Genomic DNA, 18,405 nt, shown 5'->3' on the forward strand with positions numbered 1-18,405 from the left:
GCAAATAACGCCATAGGCCACCCCGGCAAATCGTTACCTTCGCGACATTGGCTGCATAGCTAACCGCCGTAACGTCTTAGGCCATGACGTCTGGTTCTCTCCTCCGGCTGGCGCTCGCCGGAGCGCTCGCCTCGGGCGCGGTGCTCACCACCGCGATCCCGGCGAACGCCGGCAAGGCGCCCAGGACGGTCCCCGTCCGCCTCCTGGCGCTGAACGACTTCCACGGCAACCTCGAACCCCCGACCGGCTCCTCCGGGCGCATGGTGGACGAGCAGGGCAACACGGTCGAGGCCGGCGGCGCGGCCTACATCGCCACCCACATGAAGGCCCTGCGCGACAAGAACACGATCGCCGTCGCCCAGGGCGACCTCATCGGGGCGACGCCGCTGATCTCGGCCGCGTACCACGACGAGCCGTCGGTCGAGTTCATGGGCAAGCTCGGGCTCAAGGTGGCCGCGGTCGGCAACCACGAGTTCGACGAGGGCTACCAGGAGCTGCGCCGCATCATGAAGGGCGGCTGCCACCCGGTGGACGGCTGCTCGCCCGCGGGCAAGTGGAAGGGCGCCTCGTACGACTACGTCGGCGCGAACGTGCTGTTCAAGAACCGGTACGAGAAGACCGACGCGCTGGCCGCGCTCGGCGGCGCGAACAACCCCAAGATCAAGAAGCTCCTGTCCGACTGGGGCGTGCCCGCGCTGCCACCGGTCAGCATCAAGATCATGAACGGCGTGCCGATCGGCTTCATCGGCCTCGTCACGCAGACCACTCCGAACATCGTCACGACCGAGGGCGTCAAGGACCTCAAGTTCGTGGACGAGGTCAAGGCCGCGAACGTCGCCTCCAAGCTGCTCAAACTGGTCGGCGTGAAGGCCCAGGTCGTGCTGGTGCACGAGGGCGACCAGGCGGAGGCCGACCAGTCGCCGGACGCCTGCAGCGCGACCCCCGGCGCGGGCAGCCGCATCGCCACCCAGGTGGACCCCGAGATCGACATCGTGCTCAGCGGCCACTCCCACCAGGCGTACGTGTGCAAGGTCAAGGACCCGGCGGGCAAGGACCGGCTCTTCTCGCAGGGCGGCTCGTTCGGGCGGGTCATCACGCAGGTCGACATGAAGGTGGACGTGCGGACGCGCGACATCGACCGCGCCTCCGTCGTGGCCGACAACCACGTGGTGACGCGTACGGTGACGCCGGACCCGGAGATCTCCGCGTTCGTGCAGACGTGGAAGGACCGGGTGGCCCCGGTCGCGAACCGGCAGGTCGGCACGATCACCGCCGACATCCCGAACACCGAGGCGCCGTCCGGTGAGACGCCGCTCGGCAACCTCATCGCCGACGCCCAGCTCGCCGCCACCCGGGAGGGCGGCAACGCCGAGATCGCGCTGATGAACCCGGGCGGCGTGCGGGCGCCGCTGTCGTACGCGAGCTCGGAGGCCGGCGAGGGCGACGGCGTGGTGACGTACGGCGAGGCGTTCACCGTGCAGCCGTTCAACAACCTCATGCAGGTCGTCACGCTCACCGGCGCGCAGCTCAAGACGATCCTGGAGCAGCAGTTCACCGGCGGGCCCAACGACCAGGCGTTCACCAAGATCCTGCAGCCGTCGTCGAACTTCACCTACACCTACAGCCAGAGCGCCCCGTGGGGCTCGAAGGTGTCGGACATGAAGATCGACGGCCGGCCGGTGACGGACACGCAGACGATCCGGGTCGCCGCGAACAACTTCCTCGTGGGCGGCGGCGACGCGTTCCTCGGCTTCACCGAGGGCACGGACCTGTGGAGCGGGCCGCTGGACATCGACGCCTTCGTCGACTATCTCGGCCAGAACAGCCCGATCGCGCCTCCTGCCACCGACCGCATCACCGTGGTCCCCTAGCGGGGATCAAGCGCGGGCCCGTCCCGAGCCCACGTCAGCCCGTCTCAGCGGGCGGGCCCGCGTGCAGGGGCAGGACGGCGACGAGCCGCGCCCCAGAACGGTGGTCGGCGGCGATCAGCGAGCCGCCGTGCGCCACGGCGATCTCCCTGGACAGCGGCAGGCCGAGCCCGCTGCCGCCGCCGTCCTTGGCCCGCGCGCTCTCCAGCCGGGTGAACCGCTCGAAGACCCGCTCCCTGTCCTGCGGCGGGATGCCGTCGCCGTCGTCGGTCACGGTCACCACCACCTCGCTTCCGCGTACGGCCACGGACAGGTCGATGCGGGTGGCGGCGTGCCTGGTGGCGTTGTCGAGCAGGTTGGTCAGCAGGCGGTCGAGCTGCACCGGCGAGCCGAGCACCGGGGCGGGACCGCCGAGCCGCAGGTGGACGGGCACTCTGGCGCCCTCGCGGCGGCGTGCCTGCTCCTCGGCGAGCGCGCACATGTCCACCACGCGCCGGAGCGTGGCCGCGCCCGCGTCGAGCCTGGCCAGCATGAGCAGCTCGTCGATGAGGCAGGTCAGCCGGTCGGCGGCGGCCAGGGCGCGGGCGGAGGCGAGCGCCCAGTCGGTCTCGGCGGGGTGGCTGCAGGCCACCTCCAGCTGCGCGCGCAGCGCGGAGATGGGGCTGCGCAGCTCGTGGGAGGCGTCGGCGACGAAGCGGCGCTGGGTCTCGGCGGAGCGTTCGAGCCGGTCGAGCGTGTGGTTGGTGGTGATCGCCAGCCCGGCGATCTCGTCACATCCATCCGGTACGGTCACCCGCCGGCTCAGGTCCTTCCCGGTGATCTCGGCCAGCTCGGCGCGGATGCGCTCGATCGGGCGCAGCGCGGACCTGGCGGCGCTCCAGGTGACCCATCCGGCGGCGGGCAGCACGAACGGCAGGGCCAGGGCCGCCCACAGCAGCGCCCTGCGCTCCCCGGCGACCGGGCCGGGAACGGCGGCGAGCGCCAGCATGGCCCCTGCGGTGAAGGCGGCGGCCGCGACGAGCGCCGCCACCGTGGTCAGCCGCGCCCGGATCGAGCGCGGCGGCAGCCGTACCGAGAACGCGCCCATCCGGATCGAGCGCGGAATCAGCGGAACCAGCCGAACCGCCATCCCATCCCACCCCTCCACGTTCACTGTCGGTGACTTTACCCTCCGTTGACGTTCTCTCTAACCTGGGGTCTCATCTGCACGGATGCCGAGATCCGGCATCTCCGGCGAATACCGTCAGTGAGCGTTTCTGCCGGCGCCGATCAGGTCGAGCAGCGCCGCCAGCAGCGCGATGCCGACCGACGACGCCACCACGATCAGGCCGTGGCGGAACGCCGTGGCCCAGCCGTCGCCGAGCGAGCCGAAGAAGGTGGAGCCCGCCGCCGCGATGCCGATGGCCGAGCCGAGCCGCTGCCCGGTCTGCAGCACCCCGGCGGCGCTGCCGCCGCCCGCCACCGGCACCTCCGACAGCGTGACGGCCTGGTTGGGCGAGATGGTCAGGCCGCTGCCCAGCCCCGCGAGCAGCAGCGGCAGCGCGGTCGCAAGGCCGGTGCGCGGCCCGGGGACGAGCGTCACGGCGACCATGGTGGCGAGCAGCCCGGCGATCACCATGCACAGCCCGGCGGCCACCACCCGCCGCCCCATCCGGGAGACGAGGTGACCGCCGAGCACGGCGGCCGACGCCGAGCCCAGCGCGAACGGCGTGATCGACAGCCCGGCCAGCAGCGGGCTGTAGCCATGTCCGGCCTGGAGGTAGAGGGTGAAGATGAAGAAGATGCCCGTGAACCCGGCGAAGTAGAACAGCGCGATGGCCGTGCCCAGCCGGTACGACCGCTTGCGGAACAGCGACAGGTCCACGAGCGGCTCGCGGGGGTAGCGGCGCTCCCAGGCCACGAACGCGGCGAGCAGGACCAGCGCGGCCACCACGAGCGGCCACGTGACGGGCGCCTCCCACCGGTGCCGTTGGATCGCGGGCACCAGCAGGCCCGCCACGCCGAGCCCGAGCAGCAGCACGCCGACCGGGTCCATGCTCTCGCGCCGCCGGCGGGCGGGCTCGGGGCGCGGCAGCACCCGCCCGGCCAGCGGCAGCAGTGCGATCCCGATCGGCACGTTGACCAGGAACACCCACCGCCAGCCCAGATCCGGCTCGAAGGCGGTCACCAGCGCGCCGCCGATGAGCGGCCCCGCGGCCGTGGAGAGGCCGATGGTGGCCCCGAGCGCGCCGAAGGCCCGGCCGCGCTCCGCGCCCTGGAACATCTGCTGGATCAGCCCGGACACCTGCGGGTTCAGCAGGCCGGCCGCGAGGCCCTGCACGAGCCGCGCCACGATGAGCACGGGCATCTGCCAGGCGAGCCCGCAGCAGGCGCTGGAGAGCGTGAACAGCGCGACGCCCCACAGGAAGACCGTGCGGCGGCTCCGCGCGTCGCCGAGCCGCCCCGCGGGGATGAGGAGCAGGCCGAACGTGAGCGCGTAGCCGGAGACCGTCCACTGCAGCGCGTCGTCGCCGGCGTCCAGGGCCTCGCGGATCGACGGCAGCGCCACGTTGACGATGCTCACGTCGAGCCCCGTCATGAACGCGGAGGTCAGGCATACGGCAAGGGCGCGCCGTCGCACGTCGGAGCCGAACGCGCCGATCACCTCCTCCGCCGCACGCTCACCACCCCCACCGGACCGGCTCCGCCGGCCTCCTGCCGCCGGATCGACCGCCCCCTCGGAGCGCCATCCCTCGGCGGCACCGGCCTTCCTCCGCCGGACCGAACACCCCCTGCGGAGCGGTGCCCCTCGGGCGCGCGGCGGGTTTCCCGCCGGGCCGAGCTGAATGATTCCCCTGGAGATCCGGAGATATCGCTCAACTCGATTTATCTTTGCCCATACCGCCTCCCCGCGAGTACCGTCCGATCATGAGCACGATGGCGGTCGAGCAGAACGGCATCAACGCCGTTCCGGAGAACGAGCGGCGCGGCCGGCCGCGCGACCTGTTCTGGCCCTGGGCGGGCTCGAACCTGTCGCTGTTCGGAGTGGCGTTCGGCGTCTACATCGTGGGCCTGCAGCTCGGCGTGGTACCCGCGATCATCACCGGCGCGGTGGGGTACGTGCTGTCGTTCCTGCTGGTCGGGCTGGTCGCGGTGGGCGGTGCGCGTTCGGGCGTGCCGACGATGACGCTCGGGCGGGCGCCGTTCGGCTACCACGGCAACAAGCTGCCCACCCTGTTCTCCTACATCTCGAACGTCGGCTGGGAGATCGTGCTGGTCACGCTCTCCGCGCAGAGCGGCGCCGAGATCATCGGCCGCCTCGCGCCCGGCGTCTCCACCACGACCACCACCGCCGCCTGCTTCGCCGTCGCCGCGCTCGTGGTGATCGCGGTCGGCGTGTACGGCCACGCGATGATCATGGTGGTGCAGCGCTACCTCACGTACGTGTTCGTCGTGCTCACCGTCGTCTACATGGTGCTCATGGCCCCCAACCTCGGCGTCTCGCTGGAGACCACGGCGGGCCCGGGCGGCTGGGTCGGCGGCGTCATCTTCGCCATGACGCTGCTCGGCCTCGGCTGGGTCAACTGCGGCGCCGACTACTCCCGCTATCTGCCCGCCACCTCCTCCCCGCGCGCGGTCACCCTGTGGACGACGCTCGGGGGCGCGCTGCCGCCGATGGTGCTGCTGGTGTTCGGCGTGCTGCTGGCCGGCGGTGACCCGCAACTGGCCGAGGAGGCGGGGGCCAACCCGGTGGCGGCGCTCGCGGCGGCGCTGCCGACCTGGTTCCTGCTGCCGTACCTGCTGACCGCGATCGGCGGCTTCCTGGCCGGGGCGATCATGGACATCTACTCGTCCGGCCTGTCGATGCTGGCGCTCGGCGTGCCCATCAGGCGGCACTGGGCGGTGCTCATCGACGGGCTGCTCATGGTGCTCGGCGGCTACTACCTGCTGTTCGTCTCCACCAGCTTCCTGGCCACCTTCCAGGCGTTCCTCGCCATCGTGGGCGTGGTCATGGCCTCGTGGGCGGCGATCTTCCTGGTCGACATGTGGCGGCTGCGCGGCGGCGGCCGTTCGTACGACGAGCGGCTGCTGCGGGCCGGCGCGCCCGCGCTCAACTGGGCGGGGCTGCTGTCGCTGGTCATCGCGTCCTTCACCGGGATCGGGCTGATCACCTCGGCCGACCCCTACATCGCGAACGTCGTCGGGTTCCTCATGAGCGACGAGCTCGAGGGCGGCACGTTCGGATCGGCGAACATCGGGGTCGTGATCGCGCTGGTGCTGGCCGGGATCCTCTACTTCGCGCTCTCGTCGGTGCCTCGCCTGCGCACCCACGTGCGCAGCCGAGCCCTGGAGTTACGCTGAGTGCGTGACTTCTGACCTTCCGTACCGGCTGTTGAGCTGGACGGTGCGCGCAACGGGGCTCGGCGTGCTGGCGGTCGCCGTCGCCGGCACCTGGCAGGAGGAGCGGCCCGCGGTCGCGTCGGGCGGGGTGCTGCTCGGCCTGCTGTACGCCGCCGCGCCCGCCGCCCCCGGCCCCGGCGGGGCGGCGTGGCTGATGCTGGTGACCGCGGGGTGGGCGGTGCTCGCCTGGGCGGCGCCCGCGTTCGTGTGGCCGGCGTTTCCGCTGCTGTTCGCGTACCTGCACGTGCTGCCGCTGTGGGCGGCCATGTTCGGCGTGTCGGCGCTGACCTCGGCGGCGGTGCTCGCCGCCGCCTGGCACGCCGGCGAGCTGACGCTGCCGCTGCTGGTCGGGCCGTGGGTGGCGGCGTCCGTCGTGACGCTGCTCGCGCTCGCCTGCAAGGCGCTCGGCGCCGAGCTGAGCGAGCGCGAGACCGGGCCGGACGGGCGCTAGGCCGGTCATCGGGGGACCACCGGGTGTCAGGCCGTCACGATCGCGAAGTCCGGCACCGGATGGTCGAGCACGGAGACCAGCCGGCGCAGCGCGTCGATGTCGCCCTCGCGTTCGATGCCCTCCACGCCCCTGCCCGACAGCAGGCCGATGAGCTGGGCGCGGGTCAGCCGCAGGGTCAGGTCGGCCGCGTCGTCGTCGCGCGGGTCGGGCTGCTGGACGAGCACGCCGTTCGACAGCGTCGTACGGTGCCGCAACCCCAGGTCGGTCAGGTGCCAGTCGATGGTGAGCCGCTCGTTCCACGCGCGCGGGCCGTCCACCCTGATGGCGATCGAATCGAAGATCTGCTCCAGCGTGAGCGCGGCGAAGAAGTCGGGCGACGGCCGGTCCGTCCCGGCGGGGACGATGCCGTCGGCCAGTTCGAGCGCGCCCATGAGGTAACAGTTGCGCCAGGTGGCGTTCTCCGCGCCGTGGCCGAGCCGGGTGTAGACCTCGGCGAGCAGGTCGCGCGCCTCCTTGTTGCCCTCGTCGGCGAAGACCGCGTGGTTGAGGAGCTGGGCGGCGAAGCGCAGGTCGTTCTCGTCGATGTAGCGGCGGGCGAAGGCGACCACGGCCGCGCCGCCGCCCAGGCACTCGACGTACCGGATCGCGCTCTCCTTCGGCGGGTGCTCCCACAGGTGGGCGGGGTTGCCGTCGAACCAGCCGAGATAGCGCTGATAGACGGCTTTGACGTTGTGGCTGACGCTGCCGTAGAAGCCGTGCGTGTGCCAGGCCTGCTCCAGCTCGGGCGGGAACTGCATCACCTCGGCGATCTCGGCCGCCGTCAGGCCCTTGTTCATCAGGCGCAGCGTCTGGTCGTGCAGGTAGGCGTACATGTCGCGCTGCTGGGTGAGGAAGCGCTCGATGCGCTCGCGGCCCCAGGTCGGCCAGTGGTGCGAGGCGAAGGCCACGTCGGTGTCGTCGAGGAAGAGCGCGATGGCCTCGGTGAGGTAGCGGGCCCAGGCACGCGCGTCGCGGACGATCGCGCCGCGCAGCGGCAGGATGTTGTGCTGGCTGTGGGTGGCGTTCTCGGCCAGGCAGAGTGCGCGGTGCCCGGGGAAGTGCACGTTCATCTCGGCGGGGGCCTCGGCGCCGGGCGTGAGCTGGAAGACCATCCGCACGCCGTCCACGACCTCCTCCTGGCCGGTACGCGCGATCTCCAGCGTCGGCGGGATCAGCGACATCGTGCCGGTGGAGACCGTCATGCCGAGGCCGGAGCCGATCTGGCCCTCCGGGGAGCGGGGCAGGGCGGGGCCGTACATGTAGACGGCGCGGCGGGCCATGGCGGGGCCCGCGTAGACGTTCTCGGTGACGGCGTGCTCCATGAACCCCGCGGGCGCGAGGATCGGCACGCCGCCGGCCGTGACCCCGCGCACGCCGCCGAAGTGGTCCACGTGGGCGTGGGTGTAGACGACGCCGGTGACCGGGCGGTCGCCGCGGTGGGCGCGGTACAGCTTGAGCGCGGCGGCGGCGCACTCGGTGGACAGCAGGGGGTCGATCACGACGACGCCGCGCTCGCCCTCGGCCAGCGTCATGTTCGACAGGTCGAGACCGCGTACCTGGTAGATGCCTTCTGTGACCTCGTACAGGCCCTGGCGGGCGCAGAGCTCACCCTGCCGCCACAGGCCGGGGTGGGCGGTGCTCGGGCAGTCTCCCTGGAGGAAACCGTAGGAGTCGTTGTCCCACACGACGTCGCCGTCCACGGATTTGATGACGCCGGGGGTGAGTGCGGCGATGAAGCCCCGGTCGGCGTCCTCGAAGTCACCACGGTCGTGAAACGGAAGGTCTGCCATGGAAGCCGAATGCCCGATAGATCAGACATATAGCTCAATAGATGGACTAAAGAGGATGAACCTCCGGCAAGCCGGGATGTGATTGGCTGGTGCGCGTGGAAGCCTGTGTTTTCGATCTCGACGGTGTGCTGGTGGACTCCGAGCCGGTGTGGGAGGAGGTGCGGCGGGCGTACGTCGCCGACCATGGCGGCACCTGGCAGCCCGACACGCAGACCAGGCTCATGGGCATGAGCACCGCCGAGTGGGCGTCCTACCTCCACGAGCTGGGCGTCCAGCAGACCCCCGACGAGATCGCGCGCGGCGTGATCGACGAGATGGCCGCCCGCTACCGCGACGGCGTGCCGCTCATGCCGAAGGCCGTCGAGACCGTCCGCCGCCTGTCGGAGACCGTCACGCTGGGCCTGGCCAGCTCGTCCCCGCGGCGGCTGATCGACGTCGTGCTCGACACGGCCGGGCTGACCGAGTGCTTCGCGGCCACCGTGTCCACGGAGGAGGTGGAGCGGGGCAAGCCCGCCCCCGACGGCTACCTGGAGGCGGCCCGGCGGCTGGGCGCCGACCCGCGCGGCTGCGTGGCGGTCGAGGACTCCAGCAACGGGCTGCGCTCGGCGTACGCGGCCGGCATGCACGTGATCGCCGTCCCGCACCCGCGCTACCCGCCCGCACCCGACGCGCTCGCCCTCGCCTGGCGCGTCCTCCCCTCCCTCGACGCCCTCACCCCCGAACTGCTGCGCTGACCCGCACGTGGCTCGGCACCCCCACCCCCACCACCGCACCAGCCCACGCCTGCACCCGACGCCCCACCCCCAACCGCTGCGCCACGACCCGCGCGTGCGCTCGGCACCCCCACCCCACTACTGCGTCGCTGACCCGTGCGTGGGCTCCACGCGGGCGGATAGGGTGATCGGCATGATCGTCCGGCTGATCGGCGCCAACCCCGGCCTCACCCTGTCCCTCGGCGGCGAGCGGGTCGCCTTCGCGTCCGTGTGGCGAGTCGACTGGTCAGAACGCGGCAAGGGCAACGCCCTGGTGCTGTGGCACCGCGGCACGACCAGGGTCGTCGCGGAGGACCTTGAGCTGGGCGCGTGGCTGGCCGGCGACTTCACCCGGCACTTCCCCGAGGTGCGGGGCCTGGCCTGGCCGGCGCCCGAGCTCACGAAGGCCCCCGTCGATCTGGAACTCGACCTGGACGAAGGGCTGCGGGCCACGGCCGCCGACGTGACGGTCGAGATCCCCGGGCCGCCCCGCGAGCGGCGGGCCGTACGCGTCCCGGAGTTCGACCTCGGCGGCCGCCCCCATCTGCTCACCAACGTCTTCATGCCGTGCGAGACCGGCACCGTGACCATCGGCGGCACGCCGGTCGCCGCCGACTCGGCCACCGCGTTCCTGGCCGACGCCGAGGTGTGGAGCGCCTGACCGGCCCCGGCGACTCACCCTCCTCCGTCGTCGTCTCCCCCGACCTCGGCAACGCCAAGGAGGCCGCGCAGTTCGCGCGCCTGCTCGGCACCGGCGTCGCCATGGGCGCCGAGCAGCGTACGCGTGGCCTGCACGCACGGCCTGTTCGCCGACGGCGCGCTCGAGCGGCTGAGCGCGCTGCCCGAGGCCGAGGAGATCGTCTGCACCGACACCGTGCCGCCCCCTGCCAAGGGCGGCGACAAGCTGACCGTGCCGTCGATCGCGCCCGCGCTCGCCGAGGCCATGCGCCGCATCCACGACGGCGAGTCGGTCAGCGCGCTGTTCAGTACATCTTGATGACCTGACCCGTCACCCTGCGCCCCTGGTGCGAGGCCAGGAACGTGATCACCTCGGCCACGTCGTCCGGCTGCGCCACTTCGGGCAGCACGCCGCCGGCCGCGTGGGCGCTCGCGACCTTCTCGTTGATCCAGCCGGTGTCGGTGACGGGCGGGTGGACCATGTTGGCCGTGATGCCGTGGCGGCCCAGCTCGCGGGCGGCCGACATGGTGTAGTTCTCCTGGGCCGCCTTCGCCGCGCCGTAGCTGACCTCGGTGGGGAAGCCGTCGGGGCCGCCCGAGGTGAGGCCGATGATGCGGCCCCAGGTGGCGCCCCGCTCCAGGTGGCGGCGGGAGAACTCCGAGATCAGCAGCGCGGGCGCGCGTACGTCGATGGCGAACTGCCGCTCGTAGGTCACGGCGTCCACGCGGCGCAGCGGGCGGCCCAAGGAGTCGCGCTCGGCGGCGGCGAAGGTGTCGCTGAGCCAGCCGCTGGCGTTGTTGACGAGGATCTCCACCGGGCCGAACGCCTTCTCGGCCGCGTCGAACAGCGTCTTGGGCGTCTCGGGGTCGGCGAGGTCGGCCTCCAGCGCCTCCGCCGTGCCGCCCGCCTCGCGGATGCGGGCCACCACGCCGGAGGCGTCGGCGGAGCGTGCCTGGTCGTAGGCCGCGGGGTAGACCGGGTCGTTGAGCGGCGGCAGCCGCTTGTACGTCAGGAAGACCGCGACGCCCTCCGCCGCCAGCGCGCGGGCGATCGCCGCCCCGATGCCGTGATTGGCGCCGGTGATCAGCGCGACCTTTCCAGACAGCCGGGTATCGATCATAGTTGCCATCATGGACGCAGCGACGGAACGCCTGCTGAAGGTTTTTCTCGAGGGCGTGGAGCCGGCCGTTCCCCTGGTCGCGCTCTGGGCCCACGGCTCGCTCGCGGACGGCGACTACCAGCCGGGACACAGCGACCTCGACCTGGTCGCGGTCCTCGACGGCGCCCCGACCATGGAGCACTGGCGGCGGATCAAGGCGGTGCATCGGCGGCTGCGCCTGCCTCTTGCGGAGCGGCTGCACTGCTCGTACATGGCCAGGCAGGAGCTCGACGACCTCGGCGCCGAGCACATCACGTGGGCGCACCAGCGCATCTTCCGCCAGCCGGTGACGGCGGTGACCCGGCGCGAGCTGCACGAGGGCGGCAAGGTCCTGTACGGCCCACCACCGTCCGAGCTGCTGCCTCCGGTGTCGGACGAGGAGCTGGCCCGCTTCATCCGCTCCCATCTGCGCGACGTGTGGCTCGTCCGGGCGCAGGGCCGGCGGCCTTGGCTGCAGGACGTGTGGGTGGACCACGGCATGGTGACGGTCGCCCGCGCCACGGTGACGCTGCGGGACGGCCGGCTCATCACCAAGCGGGAGGCTCTTGAGGTGCTGCACGAGATGGGCGCGCCGGGCGTGCTGATCGCCGACATCCGCGCCCGCCGCTACGGCGCCGAGCCGCCGGTGCTCAGCCGGTTCAGGAGGGGCCGGCTGGCCCGCGCGTTCGTCAGGTCGGCCATCAGCCGCGCGCTGGCCTGACCCGCACGCTGCTCCGATCCCCGGGATGGCAATGTGACGGCCGGTTGTTAGTGGTGTGTGTCAACGCTGCAACCACCTGACCCCGGGAGAGAGCGATCTATGGGCGAGACCAGGCAGTCCTACCTGCTGGCGGCGGAGTCGGCGGTGAGGCTCCTCGGCCACCCGGCCGTGGCGGCGTCATGGGACAAGCCGAGCGCGCTGGTGGAGTTCAGCGTCGCGGGCCTCGCGGGACACCTCGCGCACCAGCTCGTCAGGGTCGGAGACGCGCTGGCCCCGAACGGTCCCGTCCAAGAGCCCATCTCGCTCCTTGAGCACTACATGCGGTCGCCGTGGGTCCAGGCGGGGCTCGACCACGAGAGCAACCTGAGCATCCGCCGTGGCGGCGAGGCCGCGGCCGCCGCCGGTCCCGCCCTGCTGCTCGAACGCAGCCAGGCGCTGCTCGACATGCAGCGCGCGGCGCTGGCGTCCGAGCCGGCCGACCGGGTCGTGATCACCCCGGCCGGCTGGTCGCTGAAGCTCGACGACTTCCTGCTGACCCGGCTCGTCGAGCTGGTCGTCCACTGCGACGACCTGGCCGCGAGCGTCGGCGTGGACACGCCCGCGCTGCCGTCCTCGGTGATCGACCCGGTCGTGGAGCTGCTGGCCCGGCTGGCCGTCCACCGCCACGGCCCCACGGCCGTCATCCGCGCGCTGAGCCGCGCCGAGCGCGCCCCCGCGACCATCAGCGCCTTCTGATCCCGTTACGCCGTCAACCGGCCCGTCCGCGAAACCGCCCCGGGCCGGTCGATCAGGAGACCGCCTCGGCGTAGTGGCAGGCCGCCTGGGCGTCCGGCACGGCGGGCAGGATGTCCAGGAGCTGCGTGCGGCAGCGTTCGGCCACCCCGGCCTCCTCCGCCTTGCCCGACGCCAGCACGTGGCAGCGGGCGTGGAAGCGGCAGCCCGTGGGGATGCGGGTCGGGTCGGGCGGCTCGCCGGTCAGCACGATCCGCTCGGGCGACTCGGGCAGCACCGACAGCAGCGCCTGCGTGTACGGGTGGCGCGGCGCGGTCAGCACCTGCTCGACGGGCCCCGACTCGACGATCCTGCCGAGGTACATCACGGCCACCCGGTCGGCGATGTTCCAGGCCAGGCCGAGATCGTGGGTGACGACCAGGGCCGACAGGCCCAGCTCCTCGCGCAGCCTGAGCAGCAGCGCCAGGATCTCGCCGCGTACGGAGGCGTCCAGCGAGGCCACCGGCTCGTCGGCGATGAGCACCTTCGGGTTCAGCGCCAGCGCGCCCGCGATGACCACGCGCTGGCGCTGCCCGCCGGACAGCTCGTGCGGGTAGCGCTGGAAGAACCGCTCGGGCGGCCGCAGCCCGGCCCTCGACAGGGCGGTGGCGACGATGTCGCGCTCGCCGGGCAGGTCGTGGATGCGCGGGCCCTCCGCCACGGCCTCGTACACGGTGTGGCGGGGGTTGAGCGAGCCCGTCGGGTCCTGCAGGACGAGCTGCACCTGCCTGCGGTAGGCGCGCAGCGCCTTGGTGGTGTAGCCGAGGCTCGCGCCGTCGTAGCGGACCTCGCCGGAGGTGGGGCGTTCGAGGCCGAGCAGGGTGCGGGCGAGCGTGGTCTTGCCGCAGCCGGACTCGCCGACGAGCGCGACGATCTCGCCCTGCCCGATGGCCAGGTTCACGCCGTCGACGGCGCGGGCCCTGCGCCCCCTGGAGGCGAACTCCACGTGCAGGTCGCGGGCCTCCAGCAGGGTGGCGCCTGTCGTGCCGACCTGCTCGGCGGCGGTGCTCGTCTCGGTCATGAGCCGACCTCCTCCTCGACCCTGGCGTGCACGCACGCCGCCGTACGTCCTGGACCGGCCGGCCACAGCCGCACATCGAGCTCGGCGCACGTGTCGCGCGCGACCGGGCAGCGCGGGTGGAAGGCGCAGCCGCTCGGCAGGTCCATCGGGTCGGGCGGGTCGCCGCCCAGGCCCTTGGGCGCCATGCGCGAGGCCGGGTCGCCGACGGTCGGGAAGGCCGCGGCCAGCGCCCGGCTGTAGGGGTGCTTGGCGTCGTGGAACACCTCGTGGGACGGGCCGTGCTCGACGACGCGGCCCGCGTACATGACCGCGAGCTGGTCGCAGACGTCGGCGAGCACCGACAGGTCGTGCGAGATCATGATCAGCGAGATGCCGCGCTCGGCCACCAGGTCCTTGATCAGACTGAGCACCTGGGCCTGCACCATCACGTCGAGCGCGGTGGTCGGCTCGTCGGCGATGATCAGGCGCGGCGAGCAGGCCAGCGCCATCGCGATCATGACGCGCTGCCGCTGGCCGCCGGAGAGCTCGTGCGGGTAGCTGCGGGCCCGCCAGGCGGGCAGGCCCACCGCGTCCAGCAGCTCGGCGACGCGTGCGCGGGCGGCGTCGGGCTTGGCGAGGTTGTGCACGAGCAGCGGCTCGGCGATCTGGTCGCCGATCCTGCGTACGGGGTTGAGCCCGTGCTGGGCGCCCTGGAAGACGATGGACGCCTCGGCCCAGCGGACGGCGCGCATGCGCCCCCACTTCATGGTGAGGACGTCCTCGCCGTCGAGCAGGATGCGCCCGCCGATCTTCGCGTCCTTGGGCAGCAGCCGCAGCAGCGCCATGGCCAGCGTCGACTTGCCGGATCCCGACTCGCCGGCGACGCCGAGCGCCGCACCGGCCTCGAGCGTCAGCGACACCCCGCGCACGGCGGGCACCTCACCCGAGGCGATGCGGTAGGTGACCGACACGTCGTCGAGTTCGAGCAGGCTCATGCGGCCCTCCTCAGCCTCGGGTTGAGCACGGCCTCCAGGGCCCTTCCGACCAGCGTGAACGCCATGACCACGACGAGGATGGCAAGGCCGGGGATGAGGATGTACCACCAGGCGCCCTGGGTGGCGGCGCCCCAGTCGTAGGAGGCACGGAGCATGGTGCCCCAGGAGGTGCGGTTGGAGCTGACGCCGAGGAAGGCCAGCGTGGACTCGGTGACGATGGCGCTGGCCACCTCCAGGGTGGTGCTGGCCAGCAGCAGCGGCGCCACGTTCGGCAGCACGTGCCGGGTGGTGATGTGCCAGTGTCCGGCGCCGAGCGCCTTGGAGCGCTCGATGTACGGCCTGGCCTCGACGGCGAGCGTCTGCGCCCGGATGAGCCGGGCGGTGGACGGCCAGGTGGTGATGCCGATCGCGGCGATGATCGTGAACGTGCTGCCGCCGAGGATGGCGGCGAGGACGAGCGCGGTCACCAGCGAGGGCAGCACCAGGAACCAGTCGGTGACACGCATGAGCGCGGCGCCGACCCAGCCGCGGAAGTGGCCCGCTGTGATGCCGACGACCAGGCCGATCACGATGCTGAGCAGCGCGGCGAGGAACCCGATGAACAGCGAGGTGCGCGAGCCCCACCAGACCATGAGCAGGATGGACCGGCCTGACTCGTCGGTGCCGAACGGCTCGGACAGGCTCGGCGCGGCCCACCGCTGCCCGGTGTTCTGGATGACGCTGGTGACCGACTCGTCGATGAACAAGGGCGCGATGAGTGCGAGCACGACCGCGATCGCGAGGACGGCCAGCCCGGCGACGCCGCCGCGGTGCGTGCGGAACCCGGCCCAGAAGCGGATCAGCGCCTGCTTCCTGCGGGCCGTGGCGACAGCCGTCATGCGGACCTCACCCTCGGGTCGAGCACGTGGTAGACCACGTCGGCCAGCGTGTTCATGACGATGACCGCGACGGTGATCAGCATGAACGTTCCCTGCATGAGCGTGAAGTCGGGCACCCTGACCGCCTCGTAGAACAGCTGTCCGAGCCCCGGCCAGGTGTAGATGGTCTCCACGGTGACGGCGCCGCCGACGACGAAGCCGATGCGCATGAACACCAGCGTGACCGTGGGCAGCAGCGCGTTGGGCACGGCGTGCTTGCGGCGCACGTCGTCGTCGCGCAGGCCCTTGGCCCTGGCCACGGTGACGTAGTCCTGGCCGACCTCCTCAAGGAGCGAGGAGCGCATGATCAGCAGGTACTGGGCGTACACCACGGCGACCAGCGTCAGGCAGGGCAGCACCATGTGGGAGGCGACGTCCAGCACGTACGCGAACCCGTCGGGCGCGTCCACGCTCTCGATGCCGCGGAACGGGAACAGCCCGGGGATCGGCCCGATGCCGACGCCGAAGACCATCATCAGCAGCAGGCCGAGCCAGAACGTCGGCACCGACCACAGCAGCAGCGACAGGCCGGTGGAGAACTTGTCGAAGCCGCTGCCGTGCCGCCAGCCGGCCCTGGTGCCCTGCCAGACGCCGAGGCTGACCGCGATGACCAGGCCGGTCCCCGCGAGCAGCAGCGTCGGGCCGATGCGCTCGCCGATGAGGTCGATGACCGGCCGCTTGTACTCGTAGGAGGTGCCGAGGTCGAGCCTGAGCGTGTCGCCCACGAACTGGAAGAACTGCTCGATGAGCGGCTTGTCGAGGCCGAGCCGGTGGCGTTCGAGGTCGAGCTGGGCCGGGGTCATGTTCCGGCCCTGGGCCAGGTTGCGTACGGGGTCGCCGGGGAGCAGCCGGAACACGAAGAAGGTTCCGACGATCACCATGGCGATACTGAACAGCGCCCCACCGGCCTTGGCCAGCGCGTACTGCAGCGTGCCGCGGCGGGTGGGGCGCTCGTCACCAGGGCCCGCCGCCTGGGCGGCGGGCTCTGCTGCTTCGAGCGGTGTCGTCATTCGCGTTCGTCAGCGGTGCTCTTGCGCCGCCTGCTCAGGAGGAAGCCCGCCAGGGCGATGACCACCACACCGCCCACGACTCCGAGGATGACGCCGGTGCTGGAGCCGCCTTCGGAGCTCGCGCCGGACGCGGACGTCTCCACGGCCTCCACGGTGTAGAACGGCCAGTAGCTGCTGCCGCCGTAGAGGATGCCGTTGTCCTCGGGGATCGGGGTGATGCTGGCGATCCGGTCCTTGCGGTAACCCTCAAGGTCGTTGGTGTAGTAGATCGCGATGATCGGGGCGTCGGTGTAGAGACGCTCCTGCATCTTTTTGATGATCTCGGCGCGCTTGGCCCGGTCGAGCTCCTTCTGCTGCTCCTTGTAGAGCTTCTCGAAGGTCTCGTCGCAGTAGAAGGACTCGGTGCCGCCGCCCTCACCGGTCGGGCTGGGCCGCCGGCTGCACAGGTGGGTGGCGAGGACCTCCTCCGGGTCGGGGTTGACCGACCAGCCGCTGATCGCGATGTCGAACAGGCCGGTGACGCCGGTCTCCTCGGTGAACTTGCTGGAGTCGAGCTTCTTGGTGGTCAGCGAGATGCCGATCTCCTTGAAGAAGCCCGTCAGGTACTCGGCGAGCTTGTCCTCGATCGGGGTGTCGGTGTGGATGCTGAAGCGGAACTCCAGCTTGCGCTTGCCGTCGGGCATCGTACGGATGCCGTCGGGGCCCTTCTTGTAGCCCGCGTCGTCGAGGATCTGGTTGGCCTTGGCCGGGTCATAGGTGACCTTGGTGTCGCCGGTGGCCTCCCAGAAGAAGTCCTGGTACATCGGCGGGACGATCGAGCCGTCGGCGGGCTTGGCCAGGCCGTTCTGCACCTCGTCGACCAGCTTCTGCTTGTCGATGGCGTAGTGGAGCGCCTGGCGGACCTTCTGGTCCTTCAGCGCCGGGTGGCCGTCACCGACGGGCTTGCCGTCGCTGGTGGTGGCGCCGTGGTTGATCTGCAGGTACGCCGAGCGGCGGCCCTGCTGGTTCCAGGCGACGATGTTCGGGTCGTTCTGGATGGCCTCGAACTCCGGCGGGGACATCCGGCCGAGCAGGTCGATGTCGCCGTTCTTCAGGCCCGCGATGGCGGCCTGCGGGTTGTCGTAGAAGATGACCTGCAGCTCGTCGATCTTGGGCTTGCCGCGCCAGTAGTTCGGGTTGGCCTGCAGCTTGACGTACTGGTCCTTCTTGTGCTCGACCGCGAAGTACGGGCCGCTGCTGACCGTCGGGTACACCTCGGCGTCGTAGTTGGCCATGTCGGTGACCTTCTCCCAGACATGCTTGGGCATGATCGGGACCGGGTTGTCCAGCATGCTGGCCTGCGGCGCCTTGAGCTTGATGATCAGGTCCTGGCCGTTGGCGGTGACGCTCTCGAAGTTCTCCACCGCCGGACCGTTGGCGGTCTTGGCGGCGTCGTCGGTCATCATCTTGTTGAACGTCCAGGCGGCGTCCTCGGCCGTGATCGGCTGGCCGTCGGACCACTTCGCCTGGCGGATCTTGAACGTCCAGGTGAGCCCGTCCTCGGACGTGCTCCACGACTCGGCCAGGTCAGGGCTCGGCGCGAGCGTCTTGGAGTCGGGGACCGTGAGGAACCCGTACATCCAGCGGTGGATCGACGTCGAGATCAGACGGACCGCGAGGAACGGGTTCATCGAGTCCATCGACTGCGTCGCGCCGACGCGTATGATCTTCTTCCCCGCCGCGGGCTCCTGTGCGAGGGCAGCCGTCGTGCCCTGACCGGCCACTAATAGCGCGACGCCCAGCGCTGCCAGGCGTGCGAACCATTTCCTCATACGTGCCTCACCTTCAGGCGGGGGTTCTCTGTGTAGAAGAAGGCACACCATATGGAGACCGCATGTCAACGAGTGACGGAAAA

The 18,405-nt window shown here is 71.4% G+C and carries 17 protein-coding genes; 8 read left to right on the forward strand and 9 right to left on the reverse strand.

What is annotated here, in order from left to right; all coding sequences use genetic code 11:
- Nucleotides 1–83 precede the first annotated feature (83 nt).
- The gene (locus tag ACGFIM_RS14620) at nt 84–1,871 is read left to right on the forward strand and encodes a bifunctional metallophosphatase/5'-nucleotidase (protein WP_393200132.1); all 1,788 of its coding nucleotides are present in this window, start codon (nt 84–86) and stop codon (nt 1,869–1,871) included.
- A gap of 34 nt (nt 1,872–1,905) precedes the next feature.
- Here ACGFIM_RS14620 and ACGFIM_RS14625 read toward each other — a convergent pair whose 3' ends face one another.
- Both ACGFIM_RS14625 and ACGFIM_RS14630 read right to left on the reverse strand, forming a co-directional pair.
- Nucleotides 1,906–2,997 carry a sensor histidine kinase gene (locus ACGFIM_RS14625; RefSeq protein WP_393200134.1) on the reverse strand — a complete coding sequence of 364 codons (1,092 nt, stop codon included), beginning with the start codon at nt 2,995–2,997 and terminating at the stop codon, nt 1,906–1,908.
- Nucleotides 2,998–3,111: 114 nt separating this feature from the next.
- On the reverse strand, nt 3,112–4,512 hold the full coding sequence (locus ACGFIM_RS14630; protein WP_393200136.1) for an MFS transporter: 1,401 nt from the start codon (nt 4,510–4,512) through the stop codon (nt 3,112–3,114).
- 263 nt (nt 4,513–4,775) lie between these two features.
- On the opposite strand from ACGFIM_RS14630, the gene ACGFIM_RS14635 reads away from it, so the two are divergent.
- Nucleotides 4,776–6,209 (forward strand): purine-cytosine permease family protein, encoded by a 1,434-nt coding sequence (locus ACGFIM_RS14635; RefSeq protein ID WP_393200138.1) that lies wholly within the window; start codon nt 4,776–4,778, stop codon nt 6,207–6,209.
- A 4-nt stretch (nt 6,210–6,213) separates the two neighbouring features.
- The gene (locus ACGFIM_RS14640; protein WP_393200140.1) at nt 6,214–6,699 is read left to right on the forward strand and encodes a hypothetical protein; all 486 of its coding nucleotides are present in this window, start codon (nt 6,214–6,216) and stop codon (nt 6,697–6,699) included.
- 26 nt (nt 6,700–6,725) lie between these two features.
- On the opposite strand, the gene ACGFIM_RS14645 is transcribed toward ACGFIM_RS14640, so the two are convergent.
- Nucleotides 6,726–8,528: an alkyl/aryl-sulfatase gene (locus ACGFIM_RS14645; RefSeq protein ID WP_393200142.1), complete on the reverse strand. Its 1,803-nt coding sequence runs from the start codon at nt 8,526–8,528 to the stop codon at nt 6,726–6,728.
- Between the two features lie 95 nt (nt 8,529–8,623).
- Here ACGFIM_RS14645 and ACGFIM_RS14650 point away from each other — a divergent pair, with 95 nt between their 5' ends.
- The 3 genes from ACGFIM_RS14650 to ACGFIM_RS14660 all read left to right on the forward strand — a co-directional run bounded on the left by ACGFIM_RS14650 (nt 8,624) and on the right by ACGFIM_RS14660 (nt 10,277).
- Nucleotides 8,624–9,262, forward strand: a complete 639-nt coding sequence (locus tag ACGFIM_RS14650) for an HAD family hydrolase (protein WP_393200144.1) — start codon at nt 8,624–8,626, stop codon at nt 9,260–9,262.
- A gap of 172 nt (nt 9,263–9,434) precedes the next feature.
- On the forward strand, nt 9,435–9,941 hold the full coding sequence (locus tag ACGFIM_RS14655; RefSeq protein WP_393200146.1) for a hypothetical protein: 507 nt from the start codon (nt 9,435–9,437) through the stop codon (nt 9,939–9,941).
- 123 nt (nt 9,942–10,064) lie between these two features.
- Nucleotides 10,065–10,277, forward strand: a complete 213-nt coding sequence (locus ACGFIM_RS14660; RefSeq protein ID WP_393200148.1) for a hypothetical protein — start codon at nt 10,065–10,067, stop codon at nt 10,275–10,277.
- On the opposite strand, the gene ACGFIM_RS14665 is transcribed toward ACGFIM_RS14660, so the two are convergent.
- Nucleotides 10,264–11,079 (reverse strand): SDR family NAD(P)-dependent oxidoreductase, encoded by an 816-nt coding sequence (locus tag ACGFIM_RS14665; RefSeq protein ID WP_393200150.1) that lies wholly within the window; start codon nt 11,077–11,079, stop codon nt 10,264–10,266. The genes ACGFIM_RS14660 and ACGFIM_RS14665 overlap by 14 nt on opposite strands.
- A 10-nt stretch (nt 11,080–11,089) precedes the next feature.
- On the opposite strand from ACGFIM_RS14665, the gene ACGFIM_RS14670 reads away from it, so the two are divergent.
- A complete protein-coding gene (locus ACGFIM_RS14670; protein WP_393200152.1) occupies nt 11,090–11,818 on the forward strand; it encodes a nucleotidyltransferase domain-containing protein in 729 nt (242 codons plus the stop codon).
- Nucleotides 11,819–11,917: 99 nt separating this feature from the next.
- Entirely contained in the window at nt 11,918–12,553 is a 636-nt protein-coding gene (locus tag ACGFIM_RS14675) for a maleylpyruvate isomerase N-terminal domain-containing protein (protein WP_393200154.1), read from the forward strand.
- A gap of 52 nt (nt 12,554–12,605) precedes the next feature.
- Here ACGFIM_RS14675 and ACGFIM_RS14680 read toward each other — a convergent pair whose 3' ends face one another.
- Genes ACGFIM_RS14680 through ACGFIM_RS14700 form a run of 5 tightly spaced genes read right to left on the reverse strand, consistent with a single transcriptional unit; the run spans nt 12,606 to nt 18,322 of the window.
- The gene (locus ACGFIM_RS14680; protein WP_393200156.1) at nt 12,606–13,610 is read right to left on the reverse strand and encodes an ABC transporter ATP-binding protein; all 1,005 of its coding nucleotides are present in this window, start codon (nt 13,608–13,610) and stop codon (nt 12,606–12,608) included.
- Nucleotides 13,607–14,584 (reverse strand): ABC transporter ATP-binding protein, encoded by a 978-nt coding sequence (locus ACGFIM_RS14685; RefSeq protein ID WP_393200158.1) that lies wholly within the window; start codon nt 14,582–14,584, stop codon nt 13,607–13,609. The genes ACGFIM_RS14680 and ACGFIM_RS14685 overlap by 4 nt, the downstream gene beginning before the upstream one ends.
- Nucleotides 14,581–15,462, reverse strand: a complete 882-nt coding sequence (locus ACGFIM_RS14690; protein ID WP_393200160.1) for an ABC transporter permease — start codon at nt 15,460–15,462, stop codon at nt 14,581–14,583. The genes ACGFIM_RS14685 and ACGFIM_RS14690 overlap by 4 nt, the downstream gene beginning before the upstream one ends.
- Nucleotides 15,459–16,511 (reverse strand): ABC transporter permease, encoded by a 1,053-nt coding sequence (locus tag ACGFIM_RS14695; protein WP_393200162.1) that lies wholly within the window; start codon nt 16,509–16,511, stop codon nt 15,459–15,461. Before ACGFIM_RS14695 ends, ACGFIM_RS14690 begins: the two co-directional genes overlap by 4 nt.
- A complete protein-coding gene (locus tag ACGFIM_RS14700; protein WP_393200164.1) occupies nt 16,508–18,322 on the reverse strand; it encodes an ABC transporter substrate-binding protein in 1,815 nt (604 codons plus the stop codon). Before ACGFIM_RS14700 ends, ACGFIM_RS14695 begins: the two co-directional genes overlap by 4 nt.
- Nucleotides 18,323–18,405: the final 83 nt, after the last annotated feature.

The organism is Nonomuraea sp. NPDC049309 (assembly GCF_043196965.1).
Taxonomy (GTDB): Bacteria; Actinomycetota; Actinomycetes; order Streptosporangiales; family Streptosporangiaceae; genus Nonomuraea; species Nonomuraea fastidiosa.